At 73.5% G+C, this 26839-nt stretch carries 23 protein-coding genes; 12 read left to right on the plus strand and 11 right to left on the minus strand.

Annotated features, from left to right (window positions below; all coding sequences use genetic code 11):
• Positions 1-81: 81 nt before the first annotated feature.
• The gene (locus ACIQWX_RS38655; RefSeq protein WP_400881972.1) at positions 82-681 is read right to left on the minus strand and encodes a TetR/AcrR family transcriptional regulator; all 600 of its coding nucleotides are present in this window, start codon (positions 679-681) and stop codon (positions 82-84) included.
• A 134-nt stretch (positions 682-815) separates the two neighbouring features.
• On the opposite strand from ACIQWX_RS38655, the gene ACIQWX_RS38660 reads away from it, so the two are divergent.
• The gene (locus ACIQWX_RS38660) at positions 816-1655 is read left to right on the plus strand and encodes a hypothetical protein (protein WP_400883109.1); all 840 of its coding nucleotides are present in this window, start codon (positions 816-818) and stop codon (positions 1653-1655) included.
• A 20-nt stretch (positions 1656-1675) separates the two neighbouring features.
• Positions 1676-3889 (plus strand): heavy metal translocating P-type ATPase, encoded by a 2214-nt coding sequence (locus ACIQWX_RS38665; RefSeq protein ID WP_400881974.1) that lies wholly within the window; start codon positions 1676-1678, stop codon positions 3887-3889.
• Between the two features lie 42 nt (positions 3890-3931).
• Here ACIQWX_RS38665 and ACIQWX_RS38670 read toward each other — a convergent pair whose 3' ends face one another.
• The 6 genes from ACIQWX_RS38670 to ACIQWX_RS38695 all read right to left on the minus strand — a co-directional run bounded on the left by ACIQWX_RS38670 (position 3932) and on the right by ACIQWX_RS38695 (position 8985).
• The gene (locus tag ACIQWX_RS38670; RefSeq protein WP_400881977.1) at positions 3932-4981 is read right to left on the minus strand and encodes an aldo/keto reductase; all 1050 of its coding nucleotides are present in this window, start codon (positions 4979-4981) and stop codon (positions 3932-3934) included.
• Positions 4982-5077: 96 nt separating this feature from the next.
• Entirely contained in the window at positions 5078-5239 is a 162-nt protein-coding gene (locus ACIQWX_RS38675; RefSeq protein WP_400881980.1) for a hypothetical protein, read from the minus strand.
• Between the two features lie 96 nt (positions 5240-5335).
• Positions 5336-5956: a hypothetical protein gene (locus tag ACIQWX_RS38680; RefSeq protein ID WP_400881983.1), complete on the minus strand. Its 621-nt coding sequence runs from the start codon at positions 5954-5956 to the stop codon at positions 5336-5338.
• Between the two features lie 170 nt (positions 5957-6126).
• Positions 6127-6777: a response regulator gene (locus ACIQWX_RS38685; protein ID WP_400881986.1), complete on the minus strand. Its 651-nt coding sequence runs from the start codon at positions 6775-6777 to the stop codon at positions 6127-6129.
• A complete protein-coding gene (locus ACIQWX_RS38690) occupies positions 6762-7916 on the minus strand; it encodes a hypothetical protein (protein WP_400881989.1) in 1155 nt (384 codons plus the stop codon). Before ACIQWX_RS38690 ends, ACIQWX_RS38685 begins: the two co-directional genes overlap by 16 nt.
• Positions 7909-8985 (minus strand): sensor histidine kinase, encoded by a 1077-nt coding sequence (locus ACIQWX_RS38695; RefSeq protein WP_400881992.1) that lies wholly within the window; start codon positions 8983-8985, stop codon positions 7909-7911. The genes ACIQWX_RS38690 and ACIQWX_RS38695 overlap by 8 nt, the downstream gene beginning before the upstream one ends.
• A 263-nt stretch (positions 8986-9248) precedes the next feature.
• On the opposite strand from ACIQWX_RS38695, the gene ACIQWX_RS38700 reads away from it, so the two are divergent.
• The 6 genes from ACIQWX_RS38700 to ACIQWX_RS38725 all read left to right on the plus strand — a co-directional run bounded on the left by ACIQWX_RS38700 (position 9249) and on the right by ACIQWX_RS38725 (position 15892).
• Entirely contained in the window at positions 9249-10067 is an 819-nt protein-coding gene (locus ACIQWX_RS38700; RefSeq protein ID WP_400881995.1) for an endo alpha-1,4 polygalactosaminidase, read from the plus strand.
• Positions 10067-11332 (plus strand): ABC transporter substrate-binding protein, encoded by a 1266-nt coding sequence (locus ACIQWX_RS38705; protein ID WP_400881998.1) that lies wholly within the window; start codon positions 10067-10069, stop codon positions 11330-11332. The genes ACIQWX_RS38700 and ACIQWX_RS38705 overlap by 1 nt, the downstream gene beginning before the upstream one ends.
• A 9-nt stretch (positions 11333-11341) precedes the next feature.
• On the plus strand, positions 11342-12256 hold the full coding sequence (locus ACIQWX_RS38710) for a carbohydrate ABC transporter permease (protein WP_400882001.1): 915 nt from the start codon (positions 11342-11344) through the stop codon (positions 12254-12256).
• Positions 12253-13125 carry a carbohydrate ABC transporter permease gene (locus tag ACIQWX_RS38715; protein ID WP_400882004.1) on the plus strand — a complete coding sequence of 291 codons (873 nt, stop codon included), beginning with the start codon at positions 12253-12255 and terminating at the stop codon, positions 13123-13125. The genes ACIQWX_RS38710 and ACIQWX_RS38715 overlap by 4 nt, the downstream gene beginning before the upstream one ends.
• Positions 13126-13156: 31 nt before the next feature.
• Positions 13157-14464 (plus strand): alpha-glucosidase/alpha-galactosidase, encoded by a 1308-nt coding sequence (locus ACIQWX_RS38720; protein WP_400882007.1) that lies wholly within the window; start codon positions 13157-13159, stop codon positions 14462-14464.
• Between the two features lie 150 nt (positions 14465-14614).
• Entirely contained in the window at positions 14615-15892 is a 1278-nt protein-coding gene (locus ACIQWX_RS38725; RefSeq protein WP_400882010.1) for a serine/threonine-protein kinase, read from the plus strand.
• Between the two features lie 3 nt (positions 15893-15895).
• Here the strand turns inward: ACIQWX_RS38725 and ACIQWX_RS38730 are convergent, their stop codons facing one another.
• Complete coding sequence (locus ACIQWX_RS38730; protein WP_400882013.1) at positions 15896-16549, minus strand: TetR family transcriptional regulator; 654 nt, start codon at positions 16547-16549, stop codon at positions 15896-15898.
• Between the two features lie 93 nt (positions 16550-16642).
• Between ACIQWX_RS38730 and ACIQWX_RS38735 the strand changes: the two genes are divergently transcribed.
• Both ACIQWX_RS38735 and ACIQWX_RS38740 read left to right on the plus strand, forming a co-directional pair.
• Positions 16643-17527, plus strand: coding sequence for an SDR family NAD(P)-dependent oxidoreductase (locus tag ACIQWX_RS38735; protein ID WP_400882016.1), 885 nt, complete (start codon positions 16643-16645; stop codon positions 17525-17527).
• Between the two features lie 104 nt (positions 17528-17631).
• The gene (locus tag ACIQWX_RS38740) at positions 17632-18378 is read left to right on the plus strand and encodes a hypothetical protein (RefSeq protein ID WP_400882019.1); all 747 of its coding nucleotides are present in this window, start codon (positions 17632-17634) and stop codon (positions 18376-18378) included.
• A 67-nt stretch (positions 18379-18445) separates the two neighbouring features.
• On the opposite strand, the gene ACIQWX_RS38745 is transcribed toward ACIQWX_RS38740, so the two are convergent.
• Positions 18446-19000 carry a TetR/AcrR family transcriptional regulator gene (locus ACIQWX_RS38745; protein WP_400882022.1) on the minus strand — a complete coding sequence of 185 codons (555 nt, stop codon included), beginning with the start codon at positions 18998-19000 and terminating at the stop codon, positions 18446-18448.
• A gap of 93 nt (positions 19001-19093) precedes the next feature.
• Between ACIQWX_RS38745 and ACIQWX_RS38750 the strand changes: the two genes are divergently transcribed.
• On the plus strand, positions 19094-20560 hold the full coding sequence (locus tag ACIQWX_RS38750; RefSeq protein ID WP_400882024.1) for an MFS transporter: 1467 nt from the start codon (positions 19094-19096) through the stop codon (positions 20558-20560).
• 110 nt (positions 20561-20670) lie between these two features.
• On the plus strand, positions 20671-21252 hold the full coding sequence (locus ACIQWX_RS38755; RefSeq protein ID WP_400882027.1) for a hypothetical protein: 582 nt from the start codon (positions 20671-20673) through the stop codon (positions 21250-21252).
• Between the two features lie 10 nt (positions 21253-21262).
• On the opposite strand, the gene ACIQWX_RS38760 is transcribed toward ACIQWX_RS38755, so the two are convergent.
• Both ACIQWX_RS38760 and ACIQWX_RS38765 read right to left on the minus strand, forming a co-directional pair.
• Positions 21263-25417 (minus strand): HAD-IC family P-type ATPase, encoded by a 4155-nt coding sequence (locus tag ACIQWX_RS38760; RefSeq protein WP_400882030.1) that lies wholly within the window; start codon positions 25415-25417, stop codon positions 21263-21265.
• 157 nt (positions 25418-25574) lie between these two features.
• Positions 25575-26825 carry a cytochrome P450 gene (locus ACIQWX_RS38765; RefSeq protein ID WP_400882033.1) on the minus strand — a complete coding sequence of 417 codons (1251 nt, stop codon included), beginning with the start codon at positions 26823-26825 and terminating at the stop codon, positions 25575-25577.
• Between the last annotated feature and the right edge of the window lie 14 nt (positions 26826-26839).

Here is a 26839-nt window from a genome sequence, read left to right on the forward strand (position 1 = left end):
GCCTGCCTGTCTCGTCGACTTCCGCATCGATCGATGCAGAATTCGACCGTAACACGTTTCACATCGATCGATGCGGAAAGGTCAGGTGAGGGGCCAGGCGCGCAGGGCGGCGTCGGCCATTTCCTGGAGTTCCTCGCGCGCGACACCGCCGGCGGCCTGCACCGCGATGCCGTACGCGAGGGCCGTGACGAAGCGGGCGAGCACCGCCGGGTCGGCTTCCGGGGGCAGATCACCGTCGTCGACGGCTCGTTCGAACCGGTCGCGGAGGGTGGCGTAGCCGTCGTCGCGCCAGCCGACGAGCAGTTCGCGGGCGCTGCGGGCGGAGTCGCCGGTGACCAGGGCGCCTTGCACGCCGAGGCAGCCGTGGGGGCCGGCCGGCCGGGTGGTCGTCGCGATGGTGCCCGCGATGAGCGCGGTGGTGACCTCGAATGCGGTGGGCTGGTCCAGGGCGTCCACGACGTACGCGCTGGGGCCTTCGGTGTAGCGCTCCACGGCCTTGCGGAACAGCTTTTCCTTGTTGCCGAAGGTCGCGTACATGCTGGTGGTGGAGATGCCCATCGCCTCGGTGAGGGTGGCCAGGCTCGCTCCCTCGTAGCCGTGCTCCCAGAAGACCAGCAGGGCGCGCTCGAGCGCGGCGTCGGGGTCGAAGCCCCGCGGCCGGCCGGTCGGTCGTCGCTCCACCGCCGCAGTCTACCGCTTTCGCATCGATCGCTGCGGAACGCGCCGCGTGACCACCTTCCGCACCCGGCTTGATACGGCTACCCCCTAGGGGTATGGTCGACCTGGTCGGGACACCACCGTTCCTGGAGGACGCCATGAACACCGCACCACGGCTCGCCGCTTTCGCCGGGGCGCTCGCCCTGCTCGCGGCCGGCGGATTCGTCGTGGGCAAGACGGCGGGCCCGGTCGCGACCGCGTCCACTGAGGACACCGCGCACGGCGGCGGCCACGCGGAAATGCCCGCCGTAACCCGGCTTCCGGGCGGACTCGCGTCCAGTCAGGACGGTTACACCTTCGCCGACCCGGTCGCCGAAGCCGGGCGGTTCACCTTCCGCATCACCGGTCCGGACGGCGGGCCCGTCACCGCGTTCGACGTCGAGCACGAGAAGAAGCTGCACCTGATCGTGGTCCGCCGCGACACCTCGGGCTTCCAGCACGTCCACCCCGAACCGGCGCCGGACGGCACGTGGAGCGTCCCGCTGACGCTGCCCGCCGCGGGGTCCTACCGCGCGTTCGCCGACTTCGCGCCGACCGGCGGGAAGCCGATGACCCTCGGCGTCGACCTCGCGGTTTCCGGCGACTACCGGCCGGCGACCTTCGCGCCCGGCCGCGTCGCGAACGTCGACGGCTACCGCGTCGACCTCGCCGGGGACCTGACCGCCGGGAAGACGTCGCCGCTGACGCTGACCGTCAGCCGGGACGGCGTCCCGGTGACCGACCTGCAGCCCTACCTCGGCGCCTACGGGCACCTGGTCGCGTTGCGCGGAGGGGACCTCGCCTACCTGCACGTCCACCCCGACGGCGAACCGGTGCCCGGACCCGCCGTGCACTTCGCCGCCGAAGTTCCCAGCGCGGGGACCTACCGGCTGTTCCTCGACTTCCGCCACGACGGCGTCGTGCGGACGGCCGAGTTCACCGTCGCCACCGGCCACTGACCGCGGAAGGAGAGCCGAGCATGACCGAGATCGAACTCGCGATCGGGGGCATGACGTGCGCGTCCTGCGCCCACCGCATCGAGCGCAAGCTGAACAAGCTCGACGGCGTCACCGCTTCGGTCAACTACGCCACCGAGAAGGCCCGCGTGCACGCTCCCGACGGCGTCGACCCGGCCACGCTGGTGGCCACGGTCGAGGCTGCCGGGTACCGCGCCGCCTTGCCGCAGCGGGAGAAAGCCGAACCGGACCACGACGACGACCCGGCGAAACCCTTGCGGCAGCGGCTGATCACCAGTGCGGTCCTCGCGGTGCCCGTGATCCTCCTGGCCATGGTGCCGGCGCTGCAGTTCACCTACTGGCAGTGGATTTCGCTGACGCTGGCCGCGCCGGTGGTCACCTGGGGCGCGTGGCCGTTCCACCGGGCGGCGTGGACGAACCTGCGCCACGGCGCCGCGACCATGGACACGCTCGTGTCGATGGGTGTGCTGGCCGCGTTCGCGTGGTCGGTGTGGGCACTGCTGTTCGGCACGGCCGGCGAGCCGGGGATGGTGCACCCCTTCGAGCTGACGGTCGCGCCCTCGGACGGCGCCGGCAACGTCTACCTCGAGGTCGCCGCGGGCGTCACCACGTTCCTCCTGGCCGGCCGCTACTTCGAGGCGCGGTCCAAGCGCCGCGCGGGCGCCGCGCTGCGGGCTCTGCTGGAACTGGGCGCGAAGGAGGTCGCGGTGCTGCGCGGCGGCGCCGAGGTCCGGATCCCGGCCGCGGAGCTGGCGGTGGGCGACCGGTTCGTCGTGCGGCCCGGCGAGAAGATCGCCACCGACGGCGTGGTCGACGAAGGCAAGTCCGCGGTCGACGCCTCCATGCTCACCGGCGAGTCGGTGCCCGTCGAGGTCGGTGAAGGCGACGCCGTCACCGGCGCGACCGTCAACGCCGGCGGCCGGCTGGTCGTGCGGGCCACCCGGGTCGGGGCGGACACGCAGCTCGCGCGGATGGCCAAGCTGGTCGAGGACGCCCAAAGCGGCAAGGCCGACGTGCAGCGCCTGGCCGACCGGGTGTCCGGGGTGTTCGTGCCGATCGTGATCGGGCTGGCCGTGGCCACGCTCGGCTTCTGGCTCGGCAGCGGCGCCGGCGCGGCGGCCGCGTTCACCGCCGCGGTCGCGGTGCTGATCATCGCCTGCCCGTGCGCGCTCGGCCTGGCCACGCCGACGGCGCTGCTGGTCGGCACCGGCCGCGGCGCCCAGCTCGGCATCCTGATCAAGGGCCCGGAAGTGCTGGAGTCCACCCGCCGCGTCGACACCGTGGTGCTGGACAAGACCGGCACGGTCACCGCCGGCCGGATGACGCTCATCGGCGTGCACGCGGGCGAAGGTGTCGAGGAAACCGAGCTGCTGCGGCTGGCCGGCGCCCTGGAAGACGCGTCGGAACACCCGATCGCGGCCGCCATCGCCCGCGGTGCCCGCGAACGCGTCGAGCTGCCGGCCGTCGAGGACTTCTCGAACGTGGAAGGCCTTGGCGTGCAAGGAATCGTCGACGGGCACGCGGTCCTCATCGGACGCACGGCGCTGCTGGAAGACTGGAGCCAGCCGCTGCCCGAGGAGCTGGCGAAAGCGAAAGCCACGGCGGAGAGGCAGGGGCAGACGGCGGTCGCCGTGGCCTGGGACGGCGCGGCCCGTGGCGTCCTTGTCGTCGCCGACATGGTCAAGCCGACCTCGGCCGAAGCGATCACCCAGTTGCGCGCGCTCGGGCTGACTCCGGTGCTGCTGACCGGGGACAACGCGGCCGCCGCCCGCGCGGTGGCCGACGAGGTCGGGATCGACGAGGTGATCGCCGAGGTGCTGCCCGCGGACAAGCTGGACGTCGTCAAGCGGCTGCAGGACGAGGGCAAGGTCGTCGCGATGGTCGGCGACGGCGTCAACGACGCGCCGGCGCTCGCCCAAGCCGACCTGGGGCTGGCCATGGGCACCGGCACGGACGTCGCGATCGAGGCGAGCGACCTCACGCTGGTCCGCGGCGACCTCCGTGCGGTGGCCGACGCGATCCGGCTGTCGCGCCGCACGTTGCGCACGATCAAGGGCAACCTGTTCTGGGCGTTCGCCTACAACCTGGCGGCCCTGCCACTGGCCGCGGCCGGGTTGCTGAACCCGATGATCGCGGGCGCGGCGATGGCGGTCAGCTCGGTGTTCGTGGTCGGCAACAGCCTGCGGCTGCGGGGTTTCCGCGGCGGCGCGGCCTGACCGGCCGCCGGGCCGTTCCCCCGTGAGCGGCCCGGCCGTCCGCTACTTCAGGGCCATACCGGGGATGCGGGCCCGGATCGCGTCCAGTTCGGACTCGTCGGAGACGCCCTGCCAGTCGTAGCGCGGGGTGTAGGGCGCTTCGAGCGCGCGGACTTCGTCGTCGGTGAGCCGCACGTCCAATGACGCGACGGCGTCGTCGATCTGCTCGATCGACCCGGCGCCGACCAGGGGAGCGGTGACCACGGGCTGGTGGCGCAGCCACGCGAGGGCGATCTGCGCGCGGCTCACGCCGTGCGCGCCGGCGGTTTTCCCGACGGCGTCGGCGATCGCGCGGTTCGACGCCTCTTCGGTGGGCGAGTAGAGCAGGTCGGCGAAGGCGCCGTCGGTTTCGGCGCGGGCCGTGGACTTCGCGTCGTCCCAGGCGCGGGCGAGGCGGCCGCGGGCCAGCGGGCTCCAGATGATCGTGCCGACGCCTTCGTCGAGGCACAGCGGGATCATTTCGCGTTCTTCCTCGCGGTGGAGCAGGTTGTAGTGGTCCTGCATGGACACGAACCGCGCCCAGCCGTGCTCGCGCTGCAGGTGCAGGGCTTTCGCGAACTCCCACGCGTGCATCGAAGACGCGCCCAGGTACCGCACCTTGCCGGCCTTGACCAGGTCGTGCAGTGCTTCGAGGGTTTCCTCCAGCGGGGTGGCGTGGTCGTTGCGGTGCACCTGGTAGAGGTCGATGTGATCGGTGCCGAGCCGGCGCAGCGAATGGTCGGCCTCGGTCATGATCGCCTTGCGGGACAAGCCTTTTCCGTTGGGGCCCGGGCGCATGGGGTGGCGCAGCTTGGTGGCGATCACGACTTCGTCGCGGTCGGCGAAGTCCCTGAGCGCGCGGCCGAGGATCTCCTCGCTGGAGCCGTTCGAGTACATGTTGGCGGTGTCGAAGAAGTTGATGCCCGCGTCGAGGGCGTGCTTGATCAGCGGGCGCGCGTCTTCTTCGCCGAGGGACCAGACGGGGTGGCCGCGGTCGGGTTCGCCGTAGGTCATCGCGCCGATCGCGATGGGCGAGACGTCGAGGCCGGTGGTGCCGAGCTTCACGTAGTGCATGGGGGTGTCTCCCTGACGGCAAGATGCGGAGAGGTCTCCGGATACCTCGTCGAAGGTAGTGGAGACCTCTCCGCTTGTCAAAGGAGAGACGGCCGGTCAGGTCGGGGAGCCGAGTCCGGGGGAGGCGGGCCGGTCCCGGTTGAGGTGCTCCTCGATGGCGCGCTGGTGGGCGAGGATGCGGTCGTGCAGGTCGCGCAGTGCGAGTTCGTCGTCCTCCGGGCGGCTTTCCGGGGCGGGGTCCGTCCTGCCGTCCGCCATCGGCGCCTCCCCCGAGCCCGGCCGCCGTCTGCGCCCCAAGACTTGCGAGGCACAATACTTGTACGGGCGAACTGTCGCGGTGGCAGGTGCGCGCGGCTAGTTCTTCCAGACCACCGGCGACTTGTCGTAGCCGTCGCCCTTGTCGAACGTCGCGGCCTCGACCGTCGCGCCTTCGCGGGCGCCCTGCAGCGTGCACGTTTCGAACTTCGCGCCCGCCGAGGTGAAGTCCTTGCCCGCCGTGCCGGACTTGCACCGGTCGGTGCTGCCGGTGATGATCACGCCCGTCGACTTGCCGTCGGCGCCGAGCGCGCGCAGCGAAATGGACGAGTACGCCAGGTCGGCACCGTCGACGTTCTCGACCGTCGCCCGCAGGTAGTACGGCGTGATGCCCTTCGCCTTGTCGCCGTACTTCGCGAGGTCGGCGTTGGCGCCCTGCTCGATCGCCGTCACGGTGATCGCGATCGTGCCGGACTTGGTCGTGCCGTACTTGAACGGGACCACCGCGCGCTCGCCGAGCTTCAGCTCGGTACCGGGCTCGGTGACGTCGCCCGCCGGAGCGGCCGCGGCCGTCGAGGACTCGGAGGGCTCCGACGTCGGTGCGGCCGGCGCGCTGGTCGGGGCGGCGGGTGCGGCCTGGCCGGGCTCTTCGCCGCAGGCGGACAGCAGGAGCGCGGTGGCGACGGCGGCGAGCAGGGCGGTGGTGCGGACGTGCTTCATGGATCTCCTCGGACAGCCCGCCGGACGGGTTCCGGCCGGGCGGAGCCGAGCGCCGCGGCCGCCCCCAGGACGGTCGCGGCGGCCGGTACGGGGCGCCCTCGCGGCTCCGTCAGCGGGACGCTAACCCGAACGCCGTACCCGCGGTGTGGGCTGTTCGCACCACACGGAGGTCACAGATCGTCGACGCCGATCAGGCCGTCCTGGATCGCGCGCGCGACCAGCGCGGCCTTCGTGGGCGCCTCGCGGCCGATGCGCGCGTACTTGACCCGGATCCGCTCGAGGTGGGAGTTCACCGTGCTGGACGAGATCCCCAGCCGGTGCGCGACGAACTCCTTCGACTCGGACTGGAACCACTCGACGAGCACCTCGGCCTCGCGCGCCGACAGCGCGGGGCGCGTCTCCGACCGGTCCCCGGCGAGTGCCCCGGCCAGCGACGGCGGGGTGTAGGGCCGGTCCTGCGCGGCGGCCCGCGTCGCCTCCACGAGGTGCTCGGCGCCCTCGGCCTTCGTCAGGTAGGTGAGCGCGCCCAGTTCGAGGCACTGCAAGGCGACTTCGTCGTCCGCGCGCATCGAGTAGACGACCACCCGGCGCCCGGCCTCGGCCAGCCGCCGCAGGTCGCCGAACGCCGGCGCGGGACCGCCCAGGTGCAGGTCGAAGATCACGACGTCGGCGGCCGCGCCGTCGCCGAGCCAGGCGGCTTTGACGTCCTCGCCCTCGGCGACGACGTCGATCGGCGGGTCGCCGGCCGCCAGCCAGTACGCCACGCCGGCACGCACCGCCGGGTGGTCGTCGACCACCACCGCCGTCACTCGGGTCGCCACCGCGCCTCCATCCGGGTCTGTCCGTCCCGCGACTGGGACGTGACACCGACCGCTGCCGATCCGGTGAATTCCGCCTCACCATCGGCGAAGACGGCGACGCGCACCAGTTCGGGGGTCCGCAGCACGCTCACGCGCGCCCGGGTCCGGGCGGCGGCCAGCGCGGTGAACACGGGCGCGGCCAGCTCGCGGCGCACTTCGGGCGGCACGGCGACGACGTCCCCGCTGACGGCGAGGGTCACGGCGACCCCGCGCCGTTCGGCGACGTCCAGGCCGGCGGTGACCTCGTGGACCAGCGGGTCGGGCACGTCGTCGTTCTCGGCGAAGAGGCGCCGCAGCTGCGCGGCGGCGAGCGCGCACCGGGCGCGGGCATCGGGCGTGGCGGGATCGACGGTCCCGTCGGCGAGCGCGGCGAGCAGCGGGAGAGTGGCCCCGAGCTGTTCGGCGAACCCGGCCCGCAGGTCCCGCCCGGCCTGCGCGGCGAGGGCGGCCCGGGTGGCGAGCCGTTCACGCTCGGCGGCGGCCGCGGCGGCGTCGGAGGCCCGGCGGTCGAGCAGCCGGATCAGGCCGACGATGGCGAGCTGGAAGGTGGTGACGGCGAACAGCACGATGGCGGCGTCGCCCAGCTCGGTGCGGGTGGGGTCGCCGTCGAGCAGGAACTGGACGATACCGGCGCCGACGTGCACCCCGAGCGCGGCGAGCAGGGCGGGGGTGCGGTCGGCGAGCAGGACGAGCAGGTGCCACCCGACGAGCCCGAAGGACCAGTGCGGTTCGCGGAAGAAGGAGCCGGCCGGGAGAGCATCGGTGGCGGCGGCGGAGCCGAGGAGGACGACAAGGGTGCCGGCGATCGCGACGGCGGTGGGGAGTGGCTTGCGGCGGAGGATCCAGACGGCGCAGAGGGCGAGGACCGCGGCGAGGAGACCGTAGACCAGGTCCGGGGTGAGGGGTGGGCGGTAGGCGGCTTGGTGGCGGAGCAGGGGAGGGAGGCTGAGGCCGAGCTGGATGGTGCCGGTGACGCCGAGCAGGACGATCCGGATGGCCGCGGCGAGCCGGGTTGCGGGATCGGTGAGGGACGACGCGAGCGCACCAGCGATGCGACCACGCTCGAATGGGAACGCAGGCCCGGCCGCCGGCTCAACCACGTGTCCACCTCAACGTCACCGTCGTCCCCGCGCCCGGCGCCGACCGCACCTCCGCCGTCCCTCCCGCCGCCCGCATCCGCTCCACCACCGATCCACGTACCCCGCGTCGCGCCGCGGGTACCCCCTCCGGGTCGAAGCCTGCCCCCTCGTCGCTGATCGTCACCGACACCCCGTCCGCCACCGGGAACAACCGCACCGAAACCGAGCCCGCGCCTGAATGGCGTTCCGCGTTGCGCAACGCCTCCTCCGCCGCACGCACCAACGCCAACGCCGCGGCCGCCGGCACCAGTGGCACCGGCTCCCACACCGCCGTCACCGGCAGCGCCCGGCCGGACAGCACTCGGCGCAACCCCGCCTCGACGTCGACCGGCGCGTCCGCCGAGCGGTCCGGGGCCGTCAAGATCGCCAGGTCGCGAGCCGCGTACGCCGCCACCGAAGCCCGGTCGGCCGCCGTCCCCGAAGCCACCGCCAGGAACGTCGCCGACGCCGTGTCGTGCAACAACGCCAGGTACTCGCGCTCACGTCGGCGCCGGTCGCGGTCGAGCGCCGCCGTCTGCTCGAGGGCCGCCTGCTCCGCGCGCGCCGCGTCCGTGCGGGCCGTCCAGCGGACCAGGACCACGAACGCCACCCGGGCCAGCACGCTCTCCACCACCACCCGCAACGCCACCGGCAGCCAGTCCTCGCCGCCGAACGCCGTCCCGAGCGCCAGCAACCCCACCAGCACCGGCCCGGTCAGCCGGGGCGAGTGCTCCCACTGCCACGTGATCGCGGTGATCGTCAGGACGTTCACCGCCCACAGGCTGGCCTCGCCCGGCACCGACGTGATCCACGGCTGGCACGCCGCCACCGCCGCGGCCCGCACCGCCGCCAGCGCGAACGACCTCGTGAAAGCAGTCGCCAGCAAGCTCAGCCCGAGCAGGCCGAACGCCAGCGGCAGCGCGTCCCCCGGAGTGGCCACGACGCCGAACACGCCGACGACCGTCGTCGCGACCGCGCGCGCCGGGCCCGCGAACCGCGTGACCGACGCCCGGAACTGCGCCTCGACCGGCCCCGGCGCGCTGGCGGTCATCACACTCCCGGGAACTGCGGAAATCGGTCTTGCTGTTTCTACCAGGCGCGCAATCTTGTCCATTTAGGGCACCAATCACGCACTATCGAGCACTTGACATGCCCGGTCCTGCTCGCTTTACTGCTCACCACGTCGAACGAACGCCCGACGTCAGAGGTACGCCCAGCCGGTATGTCGGCCGCCGCCGCGAGCCCGGACTGAGTCGCCAGGACCTGCTCGTGGTCCGAGGCGGGGTCGTGCCCACCACCATCCGGAGTCCGAGGATGCCCCTTCCCCGCGTTCAGTTCCTCACCGGAGCGGCCTTGGCCGCCGTGGTCCTGGCCGGTACCGCCTGCTCCGCCGACGCGACCCCGGCGACCGGCGCGACGACGACGGCCGCGGTCACCCCACCCCCGGTGCACGCCGGCTTCGACTACCAGATCGGCGGGGCCTACACCCCGGCGAGCGACGTCAAGGTGGTCAGCCGCGACCACACGGCCCAGCCCGCCCAAGGGCTCTACAACATCTGCTACGTCAACGCTTTCCAAGCGCAGCCCGGCGCCGAAAGCGAATGGGGCGACCTCCTCCTCAAGGACGCGAACGGCAACGTCGTCATCGACGAGGACTGGGACGAAGCCCTCCTCGACCTCCGCACCGCCGACAAGCGCCAGCGGATCGCCGCGAAGGTCAACGCCTGGGTCGACGACTGCGCGGCCAAGGGTTACCAGGCCGTCGAGCCCGACAACTACGACAGCTTCACGCGCTCGCGTGACCTGCTGTCCGACGGCGACGCCCAGGCCTACATCCGCCTGCTTTCCGCCCACGCCCACGAAAAGGGCTTGGCGATCGGGCAGAAGAACACCTCCGAACTGTCCGGGAACCGCCAGGCGAACGGGCTCGACTTCGCCATCGCCGAGGAATGCGGCCAGCAGAAGAACTGCGGCGAGTTCACGCCTGCGTTCGGCGACCACGTGATCGTCATCGAGTACACCGACAGCGGGCTCAAGACCGCCTGCAGCCGGTGGAGCTCCTTGAGCATCGTGCGGCGCGACCTCGACGTCGTCCCGAAGGGCGAAGCCGGCTACGTCCGCAAGACCTGCTGATGGACCGGCGCGGGTTCCTGCGCGGCGTCGGCGGGCTGACGCTCGGCGCCGCCGTGGCCGGCTGCGGGCCGGCCCGGAGCACGGGCGGGCCGGTCACCGTCGAGGTCTGGCACGGCCAGACCGACACCGGCAAGAAGGTCCTCGACGAGCTCGTCGCGGACTTCCACCGGACCCACCCCGGGATCCGGGTCGACCTGGGCGGCGGCGTGCTCTCCGACGCGATGCTGCAGAAGGTCACCGCCGCGCTCGCGTCAGGCTCGTTCCCGGACATCGCCTACGTCTTCGGCTCGGACCTGGCCAGCGTGGCGCGCAGCCCGAGCGTCGTCGACGTCACCGACCTCGTTGACGCCGGGCCCGGTTTCTGGGCCCCGGCACGGGAAGCGGTCACCGTCAACGGCCGCGTGCGCGCGGTCCCGGCGTTGCTCGACTCGCTGGCCGTGGTGTGCAACAAGGAGTTGTTCGACGAGGCCGGGCTCCCGCTGCCCGCGGCCGGCTGGACGTGGGCCGACTTCGTCGACGCGGCACGGAAACTCACCGACCCGGCCGACGGCACCTTCGGCACCGCCTGGCCCGCCACCGGCGACGAGGACACGGTCTGGCGGATCTGGCCGATGGTGTGGGACCTCGGCGGCGACGTCATCGGCGCGGGCGGCCGCGGCATCGGGTTCGCCGACCAGGGCGTGCGGGCGCTGGAGGTCGTCCGCGACCTCGCCGCGGCCAAGTCCGTCTACCTGGACCCGAAAACCGGCAGCGAGCAGATGTACCAGGCGTTCGCGGCCGGCCACATCGGCATGGTCCCGACCGGCCCGTGGCAGCTGCCCGACATCACCGACGCGGGCATCGACTACGCGGTCGTGCCGCTGCCCACCTTCAGCGGCCGCCCGGTGACGATCTCCGGCCCGGACACCTGGACGCTCTTCGACAACGGCGAGGAGCGCGTCGAAGCGGCACGCACTTTCCTGTCCTGGCTGGCGAACCCGGCCCAGGACGTCCGCTGGGACGACGGCGCGGGCAGCCTCCCGCTGAGCCCGCAGACCAAGGACCTGCCCGCGTGGCAGGAGAAAACCGCCGCGACGCCGGGGCTGCCGGTGTTCGTGGACGCGCTGGCGAACGCCCGCGTCCGGCCGGTGCACCCGGCCTACCCCCAGGTGTCGGCGGCCGTCGGCACCGCGATCGTCGCCGTGCTGCTCGGCCAGGCCACCCCGGCCGACGCCCTGCGCGACTGCGCCGCGGCCGCGAACGCCGCCCTGATCATCCCCCGCTAGGGAGCCGCCATGCCCGGACTGCCGAGTCCCCTCACCGTGAACCCCGCACAGCGCAGGCGCCGCCGCGAGACCGCCGCCGCGTGGACCTACGTCTCGCCCTCCGTGCTCATCATCCTCGGCCTGGGCGTGGTCCCCGTCGCCTGGTCGCTGCTGCTGTCCTTCCAGGCCGACGACCTCGTGACGCCGAGCCGGTTCGTCGGGCTCGACAACTACGCCGCGCTCGCCCAGGACCCGCACTTCGCCCAGGCCGTCGGCAACACCGTCCTCTACACGGTGCTCTACGTCCCGCTGAGTGTCCTGTTCGGTTTCCTGCTGGCCCAGGCGCTGAACCGGCGCATCCGGCTGATCGGGGTGTACCGGACGCTCGTGTTCGTCCCGTTCGTGCTGTCGGCGACGGCGCAGGGCGTGCTGTTCTCCTTCATCCTCGACCCGCAGTTCGGCGCGGCGAACTCGGTGCTGCACCACTTCGGCGTTTCCCCGCAAGGATTCCTGACCGATCCGGCGCAGGCGCTGCTCGTGCTCGTCGGCATCACGCTCTGGAGCGGCACCGGCTTCTGCGTCGTGGTGTACCTGGCCGCGCTGCAGGACGTCCCGCCGTCGCTCGTCGAGGCCGCCCGGCTGGACGGCGCCGGCACCTGGCGCGTGCTGCGGCACGTGACGCTGCCCGCGGTGCTGCCGGTGACGGCGTTCCTGGTGCTGTGGCAGCTGATCACGTCGCTGCAGGTGTTCGACCTCGTGTACGTGACGACCAAGGGCGGCCCGCTCGGCTCCACGACGGCGATCGTCTACTTCGTCTGGGAGCAGGCGTTCAAGAACTTCACCGCCGGCTACGGCGCGGCCTCGGCCTACGTCCTGGCGGTGGCCCTGCTGGTGGTCGTGGTCGCCGTGCGCCTGGTTCGCCGCCCGCGCAAGGCACTCCGGTGACCGCCCGGATCGACAGCGTGGCCGCGCCGCGCACGCTGCCCGCGGTGCGCCGGCCGCGGCTGCCGTTCAGCGCCTGGCACCTGCTGCTGCTCCCGCTGGCGCTGGTGTTCGCCGCGCCGCTGGTGTGGCTGCTGCTCAGCTCGGTGATGAGCAACGCCGAGATCAACCGGTTCCCGCCCTCGCTCTGGCCGTCCCATGTGGACTTCGAGGGCTACCGGTACGTCCTCGAGAACGCGCTTTTCGTGCGCTGGATCGGGAACTCGCTGATCGTGTCGGCGGTGACCGTCGTGTCGAACCTGCTGTTCGGCGCGCTCGGCGGGTACGCGTTCGCGCGGATGCGGTTCACCGGCTCGCGGACGTTGCTCGCCTTGATGATCGCGACGATGGCGATCCCGTTCCAGCTCACCATGATCCCGACGTTCCTGGTGATGAAGAAGCTCGGCCTGATCGACAGCCTCGGCGCGCTCATCGTGCCGTCGCTGGTCACGCCGTTCGCGGTGTTCCTGCTGCGCCAGTTCTTCCTTTCGCTGCCCCGGGAACTCGAAGAGGCGGCGTGGATCGACGGCTGCTCGCGCCTGCGCGTGCTGTTCACGATCGTGCTGCCGCTGTCGCGGCCCGCGTTGAGCACCGTGGCCGTGCTGACGTTCCTGAGCACGTGGAACGACCTGACCTGGCCGCTGATCGCGCTCAACCACGACACGGTGTACACGCTGCAGCTGGGCCTCACCACGTTCCAGGGCCAGCACCACACGAACTGGGCCGCGGTGATGGCGGGCAACGTCATCACCGTCCTGCCGGTGCTGCTCGCGTTCCTCGGCGCGCAGAAAACGTTCATCCAGTCCATCACCTCCAGCGGGCTCAAGGCCTGAGCCCGCCCCTCGAACCACCGGATCGGATCCCATGACCCCCAAGATCACCTTCGTCGGCGCCGGCAGCGTCGTGTTCACCCAGGGACTGCTCGCCGACCTGTTCGCCTACCCCGAACTCGACGGGATCCACGTCGCCCTGCACGACATCGACCCCGACCGGCTCGCGACCGCGCTGGCCGCGGCCCGGCGCATCGCCGCCGTCCGCGGCGTCAAGCCGGTGCTCACCGCGCACCTCGACCGGCGGGAAGCGTTGACGGGCGCGGACTTCGTCGTGAACATCGTCCAAATCGGAATGGGCGAGGCGACCCGCACCGACTTCGAAGTACCCGCGCGCCACGGACTGCGTCAAACCATCGGCGACACCCTCGGCGTCGGCGGGATCTTCCGCGCGCTGCGGACGTTCCCGTTCCTCGCGGAGCTGGGCCGTGACGTCCTCGACGTCTGCCCGGACGCGTGGCTGCTGAACTACACGAACCCGATGGCGATGAACGTCCAGTACCTCACCGAGGCGACCGGGCTGACCCGGGTCGTCGGGCTCTGCCATTCGGTGTACTGGACCGTGCACGGGCTGGCGGAGCTGGTCGGGGTGCCGTTCGAGGAGGTCACCTACGTCGCCGCCGGCGTCAACCACCAGGCGTGGGTGCTGCGGTTCGAGCACCGGGGGAGCGACCTGTACCCGCGGCTGGCGGAGCTGGCCGAGACCGACGCGCAGCTGCGCCGGCGGGTCCGGTTCGACATGTTCCGGCGCCTGGGTTACTACCCGACCGAGACCAGCGAGCACTCCGCCGAGTACGTCCCGTGGTACCTCGGGCACGACAGCGAGATCGAGCGGCTGCGGCTGCCGATCGGCGCCTACCTCGACATCGTCGCGGAGAACGAGGCCGAGTACGAGAAGACGCGGCACGCGATCGCCGCCGACGAGCCGCTGCCCGTCGAAGGCACGAACGAGTACGCGCCGCAGATCGTCCACAGCCTGGTCACCGGCACGCCGCGGACGGTCTACGGCAACGTCGTCAACCGCGGGCTGATCTCGAACCTGCCGTCGGGCGGGGTGGTCGAGGTGCCGTGCCTGGCCGACGGAACCGGCGTCCGGCCGACCCGGATCGGCGCGCTGCCGCCGCAGCTCGCGGCGCTCAACCGGACGTACCTGAGCATGAACGACCTCGTCGTGCGCGCGGCGGTCGAGGACGACCCGAGGCACATCCGCCACGCCGCGATGACCGACCCGGCCACCGCGGCGGCGCTGCCGGTCGAGCGGATCTGGCAGCTGTGCGACGACCTGGTCCGCGCCCACGGCGACCGGCTCCAGCCCGGCCTGCGCGCGGTCCTGGGGAGCTGACCCGGCAAGATCGACGGCGCCCGGGTGGATCGGCGCTCGCGGCCGGCCCGGCGTAGAGTTCCGTCTCGCTTCCCGGTTCAGCCAGCAGCCGTCGTCCAGCGCCGAGCCTCGCGGCCGGCGTTCGCCCTCAGCCTGCGGAGGTCGCCGCCCATGCTCGGTGAGCACCACGGCGACAGCACCCCCACCGATCCCCGGTTCTCCCTGGACGTCACCGGCGTGCGGCCGTGGTGGGCCCGCGACGAGCCGCCGGAGGTGATCGCCGGGCGGTACGAGGTCGGCGGCCTGATCGGCACCGGCGGCACCGCCCGCGTCTACCAGGCCTTCGACCAGCGGCTGCGCCGGGACGTCGCGGTCAAGGTGTACGACCGGGGCGCGGTGGCCGTCGAGCGGCTGCGCCGGGCGCGGGAGAAGGCGATCCAGGCCAGCATCGACCACCCCCGCGTCGTCGCCCTGTTCGACAGCGGCACCGAGGGTGACCGGCCCTACCTGGTGATGCAGCTGGTGCACGGGGAGAACCTCGCGCAGCGCCTGCTCGCCGGGCCGCTGCCGGCCGGCGAGGTGACCGAGCTGGCCGTCCAGCTCGCCGACGCGCTGGCCCACGTCCACGACCGGCGGATCGTCCACCGCGACCTCAAGCCCGCCAACGTCCTGCTCGGCGGCGACGGCCCGCTCATCACCGACTTCGGCATCGCGCACGAGCTGGAGTCGACGCACGTCACCGGGTCCGGCCTGGTGACCGGCACCGCCGCGTACCTGGCCCCCGAACAGGTGGCGGGCGAGCGGATCGGCCCGGCGGCCGACGTCTACGCGCTCGGCCTGATCCTGCTGGAGTGCCTGACCGCCGAGCGCGAGTACCCCGGCACACCCGCCGAGTCGGCGACGGCGCGGCTGCACCGACGGCCCCGTGTGCCCGCCGGCCTGCCCGCGCCGCTGGCCCGCGTCCTGGACCGGATGACCGAACTGGAGCCCGAACGGCGTCCCACGGCCGAGGAAGTGGTGCGGCTGCTGCGTGAGCCGGCCGCGCCGACGCTGGCCCCGGTGCCCGCGAGACGGCGGCGCAGGCTGGCCGCCGCCGGTGGCCTCGCGACGGCGGCCGCGGCGGTGGTGCTCGGCGTGCTGCTGACGCGGCCGGACGCGGCGGAACCGGACGCGGGCCGGGAGCCCGTCGCCGGCTCGGTCACGCCGAGCGGCTCGGTGCAGCCGCCGCCTTCGGTGGTCGCGACGCTGCCCGCGTCGACCGTCCTGATGGGATCGCCGCAGGGAGGATCCGCGGTGCCGCCGGAGCCGGCGGCCGGGCCACCGCCCGCGGCTGTCCCGGCCGGCACCCCGGCCGGCGCCGCGCACGGCTCGAACGGCGAGAGCGGTAAAGCCAAGGGCAAGACTCGGGGCAACGGCCCGGTGAAGGGCAAGGGCCAGACCGACCGCTGATTTTCACGGCTCTCGCGTCACGCCCAGGGCAACCGCCCGTAGCAGCGTCGTCAGCTGCTCGCGGAACCGCAGCGCGCTGTGCGCCCACCGCGGCACCTCGTCGTAGAGCCGGCGCAGCGTCGGCGACGGCCGGGACAGCTGGAACAGGTAGGCCGCGCAGCTCATCGCCGCCGTCAGGATCGTGCGCGCGCCCTCCGCGTCCAACCCGGCCCCGGCTTCGGCCAACGCGGCCGTCATCGCGTCGAAGGACTCCGAGGCCGCGGTCTTGTACCGGCGCGCCCGCTCCAGCCGGACCGCGCCCTCCAAGCTCAGGCCGACGTGCGTCTGCAGGTCGCAGAACAGGGGGAGCGCGTCGAGGGAACCGGCGACGACGTCGGCGATCTCGACCGCCGTCAGGTGCCGGCCGCCGAGGTCGGCCAGCAGGCGCTCGCGCCATTCGGGCCAGCCCTGCTCCGCCAGTTCGAGCAGCAGCTCTTCGCGGGATTCGAAGTACCGCCGCAGCGCCGACGGGTGCAGGCCGACGCGGCTCGTCACCTCGGTGAGCGTGACCTCGCGCACGCCGCGTTCGACCGCCAGCTCGCGCGCGGCGGTCACCAGGGCCGTCTTGCGGACCTCTTTGTCCTGGTCGGAGCGGGCGCGCTGGCGCGAGGGAGACACGTCTCCACGATAACGCAACCGCTTTGACTTAAGTTCACGCCCCGCGTACGGTCGAGTTAACGCAAAGACGTTGCGTTAACTGAGGAGCGTCTCATGAGTTCAGTGTTTTTCGTGACCGGTTCGTCGCGCGGGCTCGGCAGGCAGATCGCCGAACGGGCGCTCGCCGCCGGGCACCGCGTCGTCGCGACCGCCCGGGACCCGCGGGCCCTGGCGGACCTCGCGGCGCGCTACGGCGACCGCGTCCACGTCGAACGGCTCGACGTCACCGACGCGGCGGCCGCCGAAGCCGCGGTGGCTGCCGGGGTCGCCGCGTTCGGCCGGCTCGACGTCGTGGTCAACAACGCCGGCCAGGGCGACCGGGTGCCCCTCGAGGACACGACCCTCGACGTCTTCCGCCGCCAGATCGAGACGAACTTCCTCGGCACGGTGTACGTCACCAAGGCCGCGGTCCCGGTGCTGCGCCGGCAGGGCGGCGGCCGGATCATCCAGGTCTCGTCCGTCGGCGGCCGCGTCGGCAGCCCCGGGATGACGGCGTACCAGTCGGCGAAGTGGGCCGTCGGCGGGTTCAGCGAGGCCCTGTCCGCCGAGGTCGCGCCGCTGGGCATCAAGATCACGGTGCTCGAGCCGGGCGGCATGCGCACGGACTGGGGTGGCGCGTCGATGACCACGCCGCCGATCAGCGAGCCGTACGAGGCGACGGTCGGCGCGTCGGCCCGCGCGATGGCGGACTTCGAGAAGCACGCGAACAGCGACCCCGCGAAGGTCGCCGACCTGGTGCTCACGGTCGCCGGCCTCGACGAGCCGCCGCTGCGCCTGCTGGCGGGCAGCGACGCCTACGAGTACGGCCGCGAGGCGTGGCGGCACCGCGTCGACACGGACGTGAAGTGGGCCCACCTGAGCACGTCCACCGACGACGCCGAGACCGGCGACGCGTGGCGCCGTCAACGCGGCAAGAGCCTGCCCGACGTGCGGGCGTGACGACACCGACGGGTGGTCGGAGGTTCCGGACGGCGGTTTGGTGGGTAGCCCAGTGGTGTGAGGCTGAGCAGGCCCTGCCTGCGGGACTAGTGAGAGGTGAGCACATGAGCCAGGGCGATGCTCCGGTCGGGCGATCCGTGAAAACGGCGGCGGCCGGCGTACGGGACCTCGCGGCCGAAGCGGCGCGGGTCGGTGCGGCCGCGGCCGCGCGGGCGGTGGAGATCACCGACCGGAAGCTGTCCGAAAGCGCGGACGAGCTCGCGAAGGTAGGCCGTTCGGCGACCAAGGACTTCGACAAGAGCACCCGGTCTTCGCGCCGGGACGTGCGCAAGCACTCGGTCGCGGCTCGCGACGAGGTGCTGAACCGCGCGGTGAAGCTGCGCGACCCGGGCCGCAAGGCGGCCCAGGCGCTGGCGACGGTGGCGGGCTCGGCGAACGAGTCGAACCGCAAGCGCCGCAAGGCGGTGGCGACGGCCAAGCGCGACTTGGCGGTGGCCCTGCAGGAGGCGAAGAGCGTGGCGCGCGGGGAGCGCGGCCGCCGGGCCCGCTGGCCGTGGCTGGTGGCGCTGGGCGCGCTGGCGGCGGCGGTCGTGGCCGTGACGAAGGTGAAGAGGTCGAACCCGCTGGCGGAGGAGAAGCCGGCCCCGGCTCCGGCTCCCGCCGCGCCGGCCCCCGCTCCGGCGGCTCCGGTGCCGGCGGACAAGACGGTGACGCCGGCGGACCAGGCGGTCCCGCCGATCCCGGCGAAGCCGGAGGCCCCGAAGCCGGCCCCGGCCAAGCCGGTCAACGGCGGCACGGCCAACGGCCACGCGGCCGCGGGCAAGGGCAAGAGCGAGCACAAGTCCCGGTAAGCCGGGATCCGGCCGGGGCGTCGCCTTTCGAGGCGGCGCCCCGGCTTTCTTGTGTCCTGGCGGGGGTTCATGCCTCCCGGGCGGGCAGGCCGCGCAGGAGGACTTCCAGGAAGAGGTCGAACCGCGGGGCTTCGGGCCCGATGTCGTAGCCGGTCTGGTGGGCGCCGAGCCACTGCACCACGCCCAGGCCGAACGTGTACCAGCTCTGTTCCGCCATCTCGGGGGATGCCCCCGCGGCGGTGAACGCGTGGACGACCCGGTCGCGCAGGCGGCCGAACGCCGCCGGGTTGTGCCGGTGGGGTGCCGCGACCTGGACGGCGTAGCCCGGTACCGCGAGGAACTCGTCGTGCATCTTCCAGGCCAGGTCCCGCAGCCAGGCGCGCCAAGTGTCCGGGGTGGGTTCGGAGCCGGGCAGGATCCGCTCGACCATGACTTCGCTGACCAGGTCGAACAGTTCGTCGCGGTCGGAGACCCAGCGGTACAGCGCCGAGTGGGAGACGCCGAGGCGGCCGGCCAGCTCCCGCATCGTCACCGCGCGCAGGTCGCTTTCCAGTGCCGCGGCCACGATGGCTTCCCGGCTCAGCTTGGCCGGGCGGCCGCGCTGCGGCGTGCTGGCGTGCATGGGAGAGGATCTTACTTCGGGTAATTAGTGACCGGTGGTCACAAATGAGTTAGGCTGCCCTAAGCCAATGACTCGACCCGAGGGGGACGTCTGATGTGGATCGTCGCCGCGCTCGTCACGCTGACGGCAGTGATCGCCCGCAAGCTCGGCCTGCGCGAGCCCGGCGGGGGAGCCCGGGTGGCCGCCCCGGTCCTGCTGACCGCCGCGTTCGCGGTCGCGCTCGCCCAGACGGTGGTCGTCGGGGTGCTGGCTTCCTTCGCCCGCGAGCTGCGGGTCGACGCCGTCGGTGCCGCCTGGCTGCTGACCGCGTTCATGCTCGCCTCCGCGGTCGCCACGCCCGTCGCCGGCCGGCTCGGGGACCAGTTCGGCCACCACCGGGTCATCGTGGCCGGCCTGCTGCTGCTCCTGGCCGGCAGCGTGGTCGCGGCGGTGAGCACGGGCCGCGGGTGGTACGCCGGTGCGTTGTCCGGCCGCGTCGTCCAAGGGCTCGCGGGCGGGGTGTTCCCCTGCAGCTTCGGTCTCGCGCGCCGGCTCCTGCCGAGCCGTCGGCTGCCCGGCACCGTCGCCGCGCTGAGCGCCGTGTTCGGGGTCGGCGGGGCGGTGGGCATGGTCGCGGCGGGCCCGGTGACCGACGCCGCCGGCCTCGCCGCGGTGTTCTGGCTGGTCGGCGGGCTCGCGCTGGTGGCGCTGCTTGGAACGGCCCTGCTACCCGTACCCCGGCCCGCGGACCGGACCCGGGTGGCGCTCGACCTCCCCGGCGGTGCGCTGCTGGCCGCGACACTGGTCGCCTTGCTGCTCGCCATCAGCCAAGGACGCACCTGGGGCTGGCTCTCGGTTCCCGTCGTCGGTCTCGGCGTCGCGGCGATCGTTTCCGGCGCGGTGTTCGTCCTCGTGGAGCGGCGCGCCACCGCTCCGCTGATCGACGTGCACCTGCTGGTGGGCAGGCGGCTCGCCGCGCTGAACGCGGCCACCCTGGTGATCGGCGTGGGCATGTTCGCCGCCGTCACGCTGCTGCCGCTCTTCGCGCAGACGCCCAAGGCCGCCGGCTACGGCTTCGGCTACAGCCCGACCGCCGCCGGCGCGTTGATCGCCCCGATCGGGCTCTTCATGATCGTCGCCGTACCCCTGACGCCCCGGTTGTCCGCTCGGATCGGGCCGCGTGGCGTCTTCCAGCTCGGTGCCGGCCTGGCGGCCGCCGGCTTGCTCGGTCTCGCTTTCGCGCACGACGGCCCGGCGACCGTCGCGCTCAGCGGCGCGGTGCTCGGCCTGGCCTACGGTTTCGCGTTCGGCAGCCTCGGGGCACTGGTCATCGGAGCGACACCTCCTCAGACCACCGGCGCGGCGACCGGGGTCAACACCGTCCTGCGCACGATCGGCGGCGCCGCGGGCAGCGCGCTGGCCGTCACGATCGTCGCCGGTTCCGGTGGCCGCGCGCCCACCGAATCCGGGTACACGACGGCCTTCGCGGTCTCCGCGGTCGTCGCGCTCGTGGCGATCGTCTTGGCCGCCGCGATTCCGGCGGTGGCACGAATCGAAGCGCCAACCGGCACCCGAAACTGACCAAAGGGGCAAACTTCCCCGGCGCCGGTTGACGGTCCCGGGCACCGGACACCAAGATCCGGCCCGACCGAGCTGCGGTGCCGGCGAACCGGCGGGCCAGGAGGAAATCCGTGACTGCTGGAACGACGGTGCGCACCCGGCGGTGGCTCCTCCCGCTGGTGCCGCCGATGCTGCTGCTCGCCGCGTGCGGCCCGGTCCGCGTGGCCGGCTCGGCGAACGCGGCCGCGGGTAGCCCGCCCACCTCGGCGAGCGCCACGGCCTCGTCGTCGCAGGAGCCGGCCGCCTCCGGTGCCAAGACCCCCGCGGCCGCCGTCGAACGCTGGGTCACCCAGATCCTGGAAGAGCGGTACACCGAAGCCTGCCTTTCCGCTGCGCCGCTGCTGCCCGCCGGCCAGGACGCCGAGACCCTGTGCAAGAGCCCCGAAGCCCTGACGAGCGCCAAGTCGCTGCGCGAGGCCTGGGCGAAGCCGGGCGTCGAACTCCCGCCGCGGGGAAAGGTCGAAGTGGAAACCGTGCCGGCGAAGGGCGACAAGGTCACGGTCCCGGACACGGCGGTCAAGCTCGACGGCCGCACGCTGCGCGACATCGAACTCATCGGTGCCACCGGCGACACCGGCTCGTTCGCCCTCGGCTTCAAGGTCCAGAAGCACGCCGGCGCCTGGTACGTCACGGGTTTCGACCTCGACGCCTGACGCCGGCGCGTCACCCGGCTCCGGTCTCCGTGCGCCACATCGGGAGCGACGACGTCACCGCACCGGCCGTCACACCGGCGCCGACGCCGGCCCACGCCAACGGTCCCAGTGGGGTGCAGCCGAAGAACCGGCTGACCCCGGGCGTCTGCACGATCGCCGCCAGCGCGAGGGCCGATCCCGCTGCCGTGCCGACGACCAGCGGGCTTCGCCAGCGGCCGCGCAGGGTCTGGGCCAACTGGGTGCCGACCAGGCCGCACAGTGCCATCGTGCTCGTCCGGCGCGCGGTCCCGGGGGTGTAGCGGCCGATCAGCCACGCCGTCGTCGCGCCGATGCCGGTCGTCACGCCGCGGCCGGTGATGGCGCGGGACAGGTCTTCGCCCAGGCCGCCGGGACCGCCGTCGCCGTCGGGGCGGGTGACTGCCACCGCCATCGCGGGGAACAGGTCGGTCAGCAGGTTGACCAGCAGCAGCTGCCGGGTGCCCAGCGGGGAGTCGCCCGACAAGAGCGTGCCCAGCACCGAGAAGCCGATCTCGCCGGCGTTGCCGCCGACCAGGATGACGACGGCGTCGGACACGCTGCGCCACAACGCGCGGCCCTCGGCCAGCGCCTCCAGCAGGACCGTCAGGTCGTCGTCGGTCAGCGCGACGTCGGCGGCGGTGCGGGCGGCGGTCGACGAGCGGGCGCGCACCCCGATGCCGACTTCGGCGGCGCGGATGGCGGCCGCGTCGTTCGCGCCGTCGCCGACCATCGCCGTCACGCGCCCGGCCTCGCGCAGCGCTTCGACCACCTGCAGCTTCTGCTCCGGCGCGACGCGCGCGATCACCCCGGCGCCGGACAGCAGCTCGGCCCGGCCCGCGCGGTCGAGGCGCGCCAGTTCGTCGCCGGTGACGACCGGCGCGTCGGCCGGCCAGCCGAGCGACGTCGCGATGGCCCGTGCGGTGTGGGGGTGGTCGCCGGTCAGCATCACCGGGTCGACGCCGGCCGCGCGCAGGCCGCCGATCAGCGGCTCGGCCGAGGCCCGCAGCGTGTCGGCCAGCCCGAGGAAGCCGAGGAACTCCAGGTCCGCGAGCACACCGTGGTCGTCGCCGAGGACCGCCCCGGCTTCGGCGTCCACGGTCCGGCGGGCCACGGCCAGCACCCGCAATCCCTTGCCCGCCAGCGTTTCCGCCGCCGTCCCGAGCTCACCGGCCCCGGTGCACGCGGGCAGCACGATCTCAGGCGCGCCCTTGACGACGAGTGCCGTCTCGCCGTCCTCGTCCCGCCCGACGGTGGCCGAATAGCCCCGGTTCGCCTCGAACGGCTGGCCTTCGAGCTCGGTCCAGGCCTCGTCGGAGCCGGCCGCGTCCAGCACGGCGTGGTCGGTGGCGTGGACGCGGACGTGCGGATCGGACGGCGAACCCGGGCACGCGCGGGCGGCGGCCCGCAGCACCGGATCGCCGGCTTCGGGTTCGCGGGCCCGGCCGTCGGCTCCGGTCGTGGTGACCACGCGCAGCCGGTTCTCGGTGAGCGTGCCCGTCTTGTCGAAGCACACGACGTCCAGCCGTCCCAAGGCTTCCAGTGCTCGCGGCGCGCGCACGAGCAGGCCGCGGGCGGACAGGCGCCGGGCCGCCGCCCGCTGCGCGACCGTGGCGACGAGCGGCAGGCCTTCGGGCACCGCGGCGACGGCGATCGCCACCCCGCCGGCCAGCGCGCGGCGCAGCGGACGGCCGCGGACGGCGGACAGGCCGGTCACGAGGGCGCCGCCGAGCATCGTCAGGGGGAGCGCCCGGCGGGTGAGCTCCTGCAGCCGGGCCTGGATGCCCACCGCGGCCGAGGTACGGGTGGCCAGCTCCACGGCGCGGCCGGCCACGGTTTCGGAGCCCACGGCGACGACCACGGCGGTGCATTCGCCGCTCACCACCGTGGTGCCGGCGAAGACCAGGCAGCTGCGTTCGGCCAGCGGTGCCCCGGGTACCGGATCCAGCTGCTTGGTGACCGGGAGCGACTCGCCGGTCAACGCCGATTCGTCGGCTTCGACGTCGCTGCCGCCCAGCAGCCGGGCGTCGGCCGGGACGACGTCGCCGACCCGCAGCTCGATCCGGTCGCCGGGCTTCAGTGCCCGGGCGTCGACGAGCCGGCCGCCCTCGACGCGGGCCCGTTGCCGTTCCCCGTCGCGCAGCTTGGCCAGCGCGCGGCGGCCGCGGAACTGCTGCGCCCCGCCGACCACGGCGTTGAGCCCCATCGCCGCGGCCACCAGCAGCGCGTCGACCGGCGACCCGACCACCGCGGACGCCACCGCGCCGAGGGCGAGCACCGGGGTCAGCGGGTCGTTCAGCTCGGCGACGACGTCGGTGGCCAGCCCGGTCCCCAATCGGACCGGTGCCGCCAGCGGGTGCCGGGCCACCGTGGCGGCCGCCGCCCGCACCTGCCGCGCCGCCCGTTCCCACGGCGCCGGCTCGGCGTGGTTCGCGGCCAGCCGGTCGACGACCTCTTCCGCGGTCAGTTCGTGCCAGGCGATCCGCACGCGGCCGGCCGGCGGCCGGGCGGCGGCCACGCTCAGCGCGGCAGACCAGCCCAGGCCCAGCCCGGTCAGGCCGCCCAGGGCCACCGGGTCGAGCCGCGGGAGCAGCGGACGGCGAGCGCCGGGCCGCCGGCCGGACATCAGCAGGAGCCCGCCGATCAGGCCACCGGCGACGGCGACGCGGGTGGCGCGCCGGCTGTTCGACCGGGCGGCGGCCGCGGCCCGCAGCACGCGCCACACGCCGACCAGTCCCGGGCGGACGATCAGGTCGGCGCCCCACAGCACCGGGGCGTCGCGGTCGGAGAGGGCGACGCAGAGGTCCGCCGCGAGCAGGCCGGCGACCTCGTCCGAACCCGGCCGGCACCGCGGCCGTGGCCGGCCGACCGCGAGAACGACGCCTTCGTCCTGCAGCCGCGTCACCACCTCGGCGAACGTCTCGCCGTCCTCGGTGGTCACGACGTCGTCGGCGAGGGTGGCGAATTCGCCCAGCCGCTCGCGGGCGTCCGGGCCGGCGATGACGACCCGCGCCTCGGCGTGCCGTGCCGCGTCGAGCACGGCTTCGGCGTGCGGATCGAGCCCGTCCTCGCTGTGGAGAACGTCGACGTGCAGCAGCACGGTGTCCACTGTGGTCAGTGCCTTGAGCCGGTCCGGGTCGCGCACCAGCACACCTTCGCGCGCGAACGCGGTGCCGAGAGCGGTGTGGAAGGCGGTGTCGGCGTAGCGGGCGGGCAGGGGAGAGGCCGCGAGGAACGCCTCGGCGGCCGCGCGGGCATCGCGGCGCATCAGCAGATCGGCGAGTGCGGCCAAGACGCCGCTGTTGACCGCGTTGCGGGCGTAGTCCTCGGTGGGGACGCGCACGCGTCGCGGCGGCGGGGTCACCCCGAGGCCGGGCCGATCGGGTGCGCAGAGTTCGTCGTGCACGGCGTCGAACGCGGCGAGCCGGGCGACCGCTTCGGTCAGCTGGCCGGCCCGCAGGACGGCGTCCAGGGCCAGTTCGAGCGGGTCCTGGCTCAGTCCCCGGACCGCCGCGGACACCGCCGACCGCGTCAATTCGGCCGTGTACCAGCCGAACCGCTCGTCGAGCGCCCCCCGGACGGCGGGGTGTTCCCGTGCCGCGGACACCGCCGCCCGCACGGCTTCGTGCATGCGGCCGCCGCGAACCGCGCGGGTACCGACCGACACGCCGAAGCCCGCGACGTCCAAAGCCAGCGCGAGGGCGGCGGCCCGCACGCCGTAGGTGTCGCCGGGGTGGGCCGGGGCGCAGTCGCCGGGCTCGGCCGGGGCCAGGCCGTGCCGTCCGGAGTGGGCGGAGATCCAGCCGAGCACGCCCGCCGTGGCCGCGTCCTCGACGAGGTAGGCGACAACGCTGCCGAGCCCGCCGTCCCAGTACGCCGCGACGACATCGGCGTGCGCGGCCACTTCGGCGGCGAAGGCGGGCCCGTCCGGGCGACGGGCGTCCTCGGCCGGCCGCAGCGGAACGTGCAGCCGCCGTCCCGCGCGCCACACGGCGGTCCGAGTGCCGGTGGCGTTGCCGACGACGCGCGTGACGCGCACGGCTGTCCGCGTCGTCGTCTCGGCGGCCTCGCCGACGGCCCCGGCCGCGCTCGCCGCAAGGGGACCGACGGTCTTGTGCGCTTGGCGGGTCAGGAGAGCGGGTCCGGTCAAGGCGAGGGTGGCCGCGGTTTTGGTTATTGCGAGCAGACTTGAGAGCACCCGGAACCTCCGCCACCGAACAGTTTCCGGCGGCGTTCCCTACACGGGCGCGGTCAAACGCCCGTCACGCGCAGAGCACCCGTCCGTGGCGGTCGCGGCCCCCGTCGGGTCAGGACCAGGTCACAGGCAACGAGTGCACGCCGAAGATCAGCATGTCGCCGCGCAAGGGGATCTCGTCCGCCGGGGCCGCCAAGCGCAGGTCCGGGAGCCGCTGGACCAGCTCGGCCAAGCCGACCCGGAGTTCGGACCTCGCCAGCTGCTGGCCGAGGCACTGGTGCACGCCGTGGCCGAAGGCCAGGTGGGGGGTGCGGGGGCGGGTGAGGTCCAGGCGCTCCGGTTCCGGCCAGTGGTCCTGCGCGCGGTTGGCCTGCGGGACCGACAGGAGCACCGTGTCGCCCGCCGCGATCGGGGTCCCGGCGATCTCCGTGTCCTCCGTCGCGATGCGGGTCGGTCCGATGTGGATGATCGACAGGTACCGGAGCAGCTCGTCCACACCGTTGTCCAGCACTGTGGGATCGGCGCGGACGGCGGCCAGCTGGTCCGGGTGCTCCAGCAGGGCGAAAGTGGCCAGCGCCAGCATGTTCGCCGTCGTTTCGTGGCCGGCGCCCAGCAGCACGGTCGCGATGTCGATCAGCTCGGTGTCGGTCAGCGGGGGCTGGGCGTCACCGTGGATGAGGCCGGAGAGCAGGTCGTCCGCGGGGTGCTGCCGCTTGGCCGCGACCAGCGCGCCCATGAACTCGTAGATGCCCTTCGACGCCTGCGCCCGCTCCTCCTCGCTCTTGGTCAGGTTGAGCGAAATCGCCGTGCGCTCCTGGAATTCGGCGCGGTCGGCGTAGTCCACGCCCAGCAGCTCGCAGATCACCAGCGACGGCAACGGCAGCGCGAACGCGGGAACGAGGTCGGCTTCGGTGCCGCCCGCGCGCATGGCGTCGATGTGCTCGACGGCGATGTCGCGGATCCGGGCCTCGAGCGTCTGCATGCGCCGCACGGTGAACTGGCCGGTGAGCAGCCGCCGGAGCCGGGTGTGCTCGGGCGGGTCCATGAACAGGAACATCCCGTCCCGCCGCTCCGGCACGTCGGCCGGGCACGCGGGGGCGGTCTCTCCCGGCCGCAGGTCCATCGCGCTGCGGCGCCGGAAGCTGTCGGAGCTGAACCGGGCGTCGGCCAGCACGGCCCGCGCCTCCGGGTAGCCGGTCACCAGCCAGGCGTGCGCCCCGTTGCGCAGTTCGATGCGGGAGACGGGCGCTTCTTCGCCCAGCCGGGCCAGCGCTTCCGGGGGGTCGAACGGGCAGGCGCCGCGCTCCAGCAAGGCGGGCGGGAACGGACGCCGCATCACCGGAGGGGTCGTCTCGGCGGTCATCGGCCGGTCCTTTC

Source organism: Amycolatopsis sp. NPDC098790, from assembly GCF_044759945.1.
GTDB lineage: Bacteria > Actinomycetota > Actinomycetes > Mycobacteriales > Pseudonocardiaceae > Amycolatopsis.

What these genes read in the sequence shown, in the direction of transcription:
- ACIQWX_RS38740 (WP_400882019.1), top strand. Translation starts at nt 17,632, where the DNA reads ATGAGCCAGGGCGATGCTCCGGTCGGGCGATCCGTGAAAACGGCGGCG.
- ACIQWX_RS38695 (WP_400881992.1), bottom strand. Translation starts at nt 8,985, where the DNA reads ATGACCGCCAGCGCGCCGGGGCCGGTCGAGGCGCAGTTCCGGGCGTCG.
- ACIQWX_RS38735 (WP_400882016.1), top strand. Translation starts at nt 16,643, where the DNA reads ATGAGTTCAGTGTTTTTCGTGACCGGTTCGTCGCGCGGGCTCGGCAGG.
- ACIQWX_RS38670 (WP_400881977.1), bottom strand. Translation starts at nt 4,981, where the DNA reads ATGCACTACGTGAAGCTCGGCACCACCGGCCTCGACGTCTCGCCCATC.
- ACIQWX_RS38660 (WP_400883109.1), top strand. Translation starts at nt 816, where the DNA reads ATGAACACCGCACCACGGCTCGCCGCTTTCGCCGGGGCGCTCGCCCTG.
- ACIQWX_RS38720 (WP_400882007.1), top strand. Translation starts at nt 13,157, where the DNA reads ATGACCCCCAAGATCACCTTCGTCGGCGCCGGCAGCGTCGTGTTCACC.
- ACIQWX_RS38750 (WP_400882024.1), top strand. Translation starts at nt 19,094, where the DNA reads ATGTGGATCGTCGCCGCGCTCGTCACGCTGACGGCAGTGATCGCCCGC.
- ACIQWX_RS38725 (WP_400882010.1), top strand. Translation starts at nt 14,615, where the DNA reads ATGCTCGGTGAGCACCACGGCGACAGCACCCCCACCGATCCCCGGTTC.
- ACIQWX_RS38680 (WP_400881983.1), bottom strand. Translation starts at nt 5,956, where the DNA reads ATGAAGCACGTCCGCACCACCGCCCTGCTCGCCGCCGTCGCCACCGCG.
- ACIQWX_RS38710 (WP_400882001.1), top strand. Translation starts at nt 11,342, where the DNA reads ATGCCCGGACTGCCGAGTCCCCTCACCGTGAACCCCGCACAGCGCAGG.
- ACIQWX_RS38700 (WP_400881995.1), top strand. Translation starts at nt 9,249, where the DNA reads ATGCCCCTTCCCCGCGTTCAGTTCCTCACCGGAGCGGCCTTGGCCGCC.
- ACIQWX_RS38765 (WP_400882033.1), bottom strand. Translation starts at nt 26,825, where the DNA reads ATGACCGCCGAGACGACCCCTCCGGTGATGCGGCGTCCGTTCCCGCCC.
- ACIQWX_RS38665 (WP_400881974.1), top strand. Translation starts at nt 1,676, where the DNA reads ATGACCGAGATCGAACTCGCGATCGGGGGCATGACGTGCGCGTCCTGC.
- ACIQWX_RS38705 (WP_400881998.1), top strand. Translation starts at nt 10,067, where the DNA reads ATGGACCGGCGCGGGTTCCTGCGCGGCGTCGGCGGGCTGACGCTCGGC.
- ACIQWX_RS38675 (WP_400881980.1), bottom strand. Translation starts at nt 5,239, where the DNA reads ATGGCGGACGGCAGGACGGACCCCGCCCCGGAAAGCCGCCCGGAGGAC.
- ACIQWX_RS38745 (WP_400882022.1), bottom strand. Translation starts at nt 19,000, where the DNA reads ATGCACGCCAGCACGCCGCAGCGCGGCCGCCCGGCCAAGCTGAGCCGG.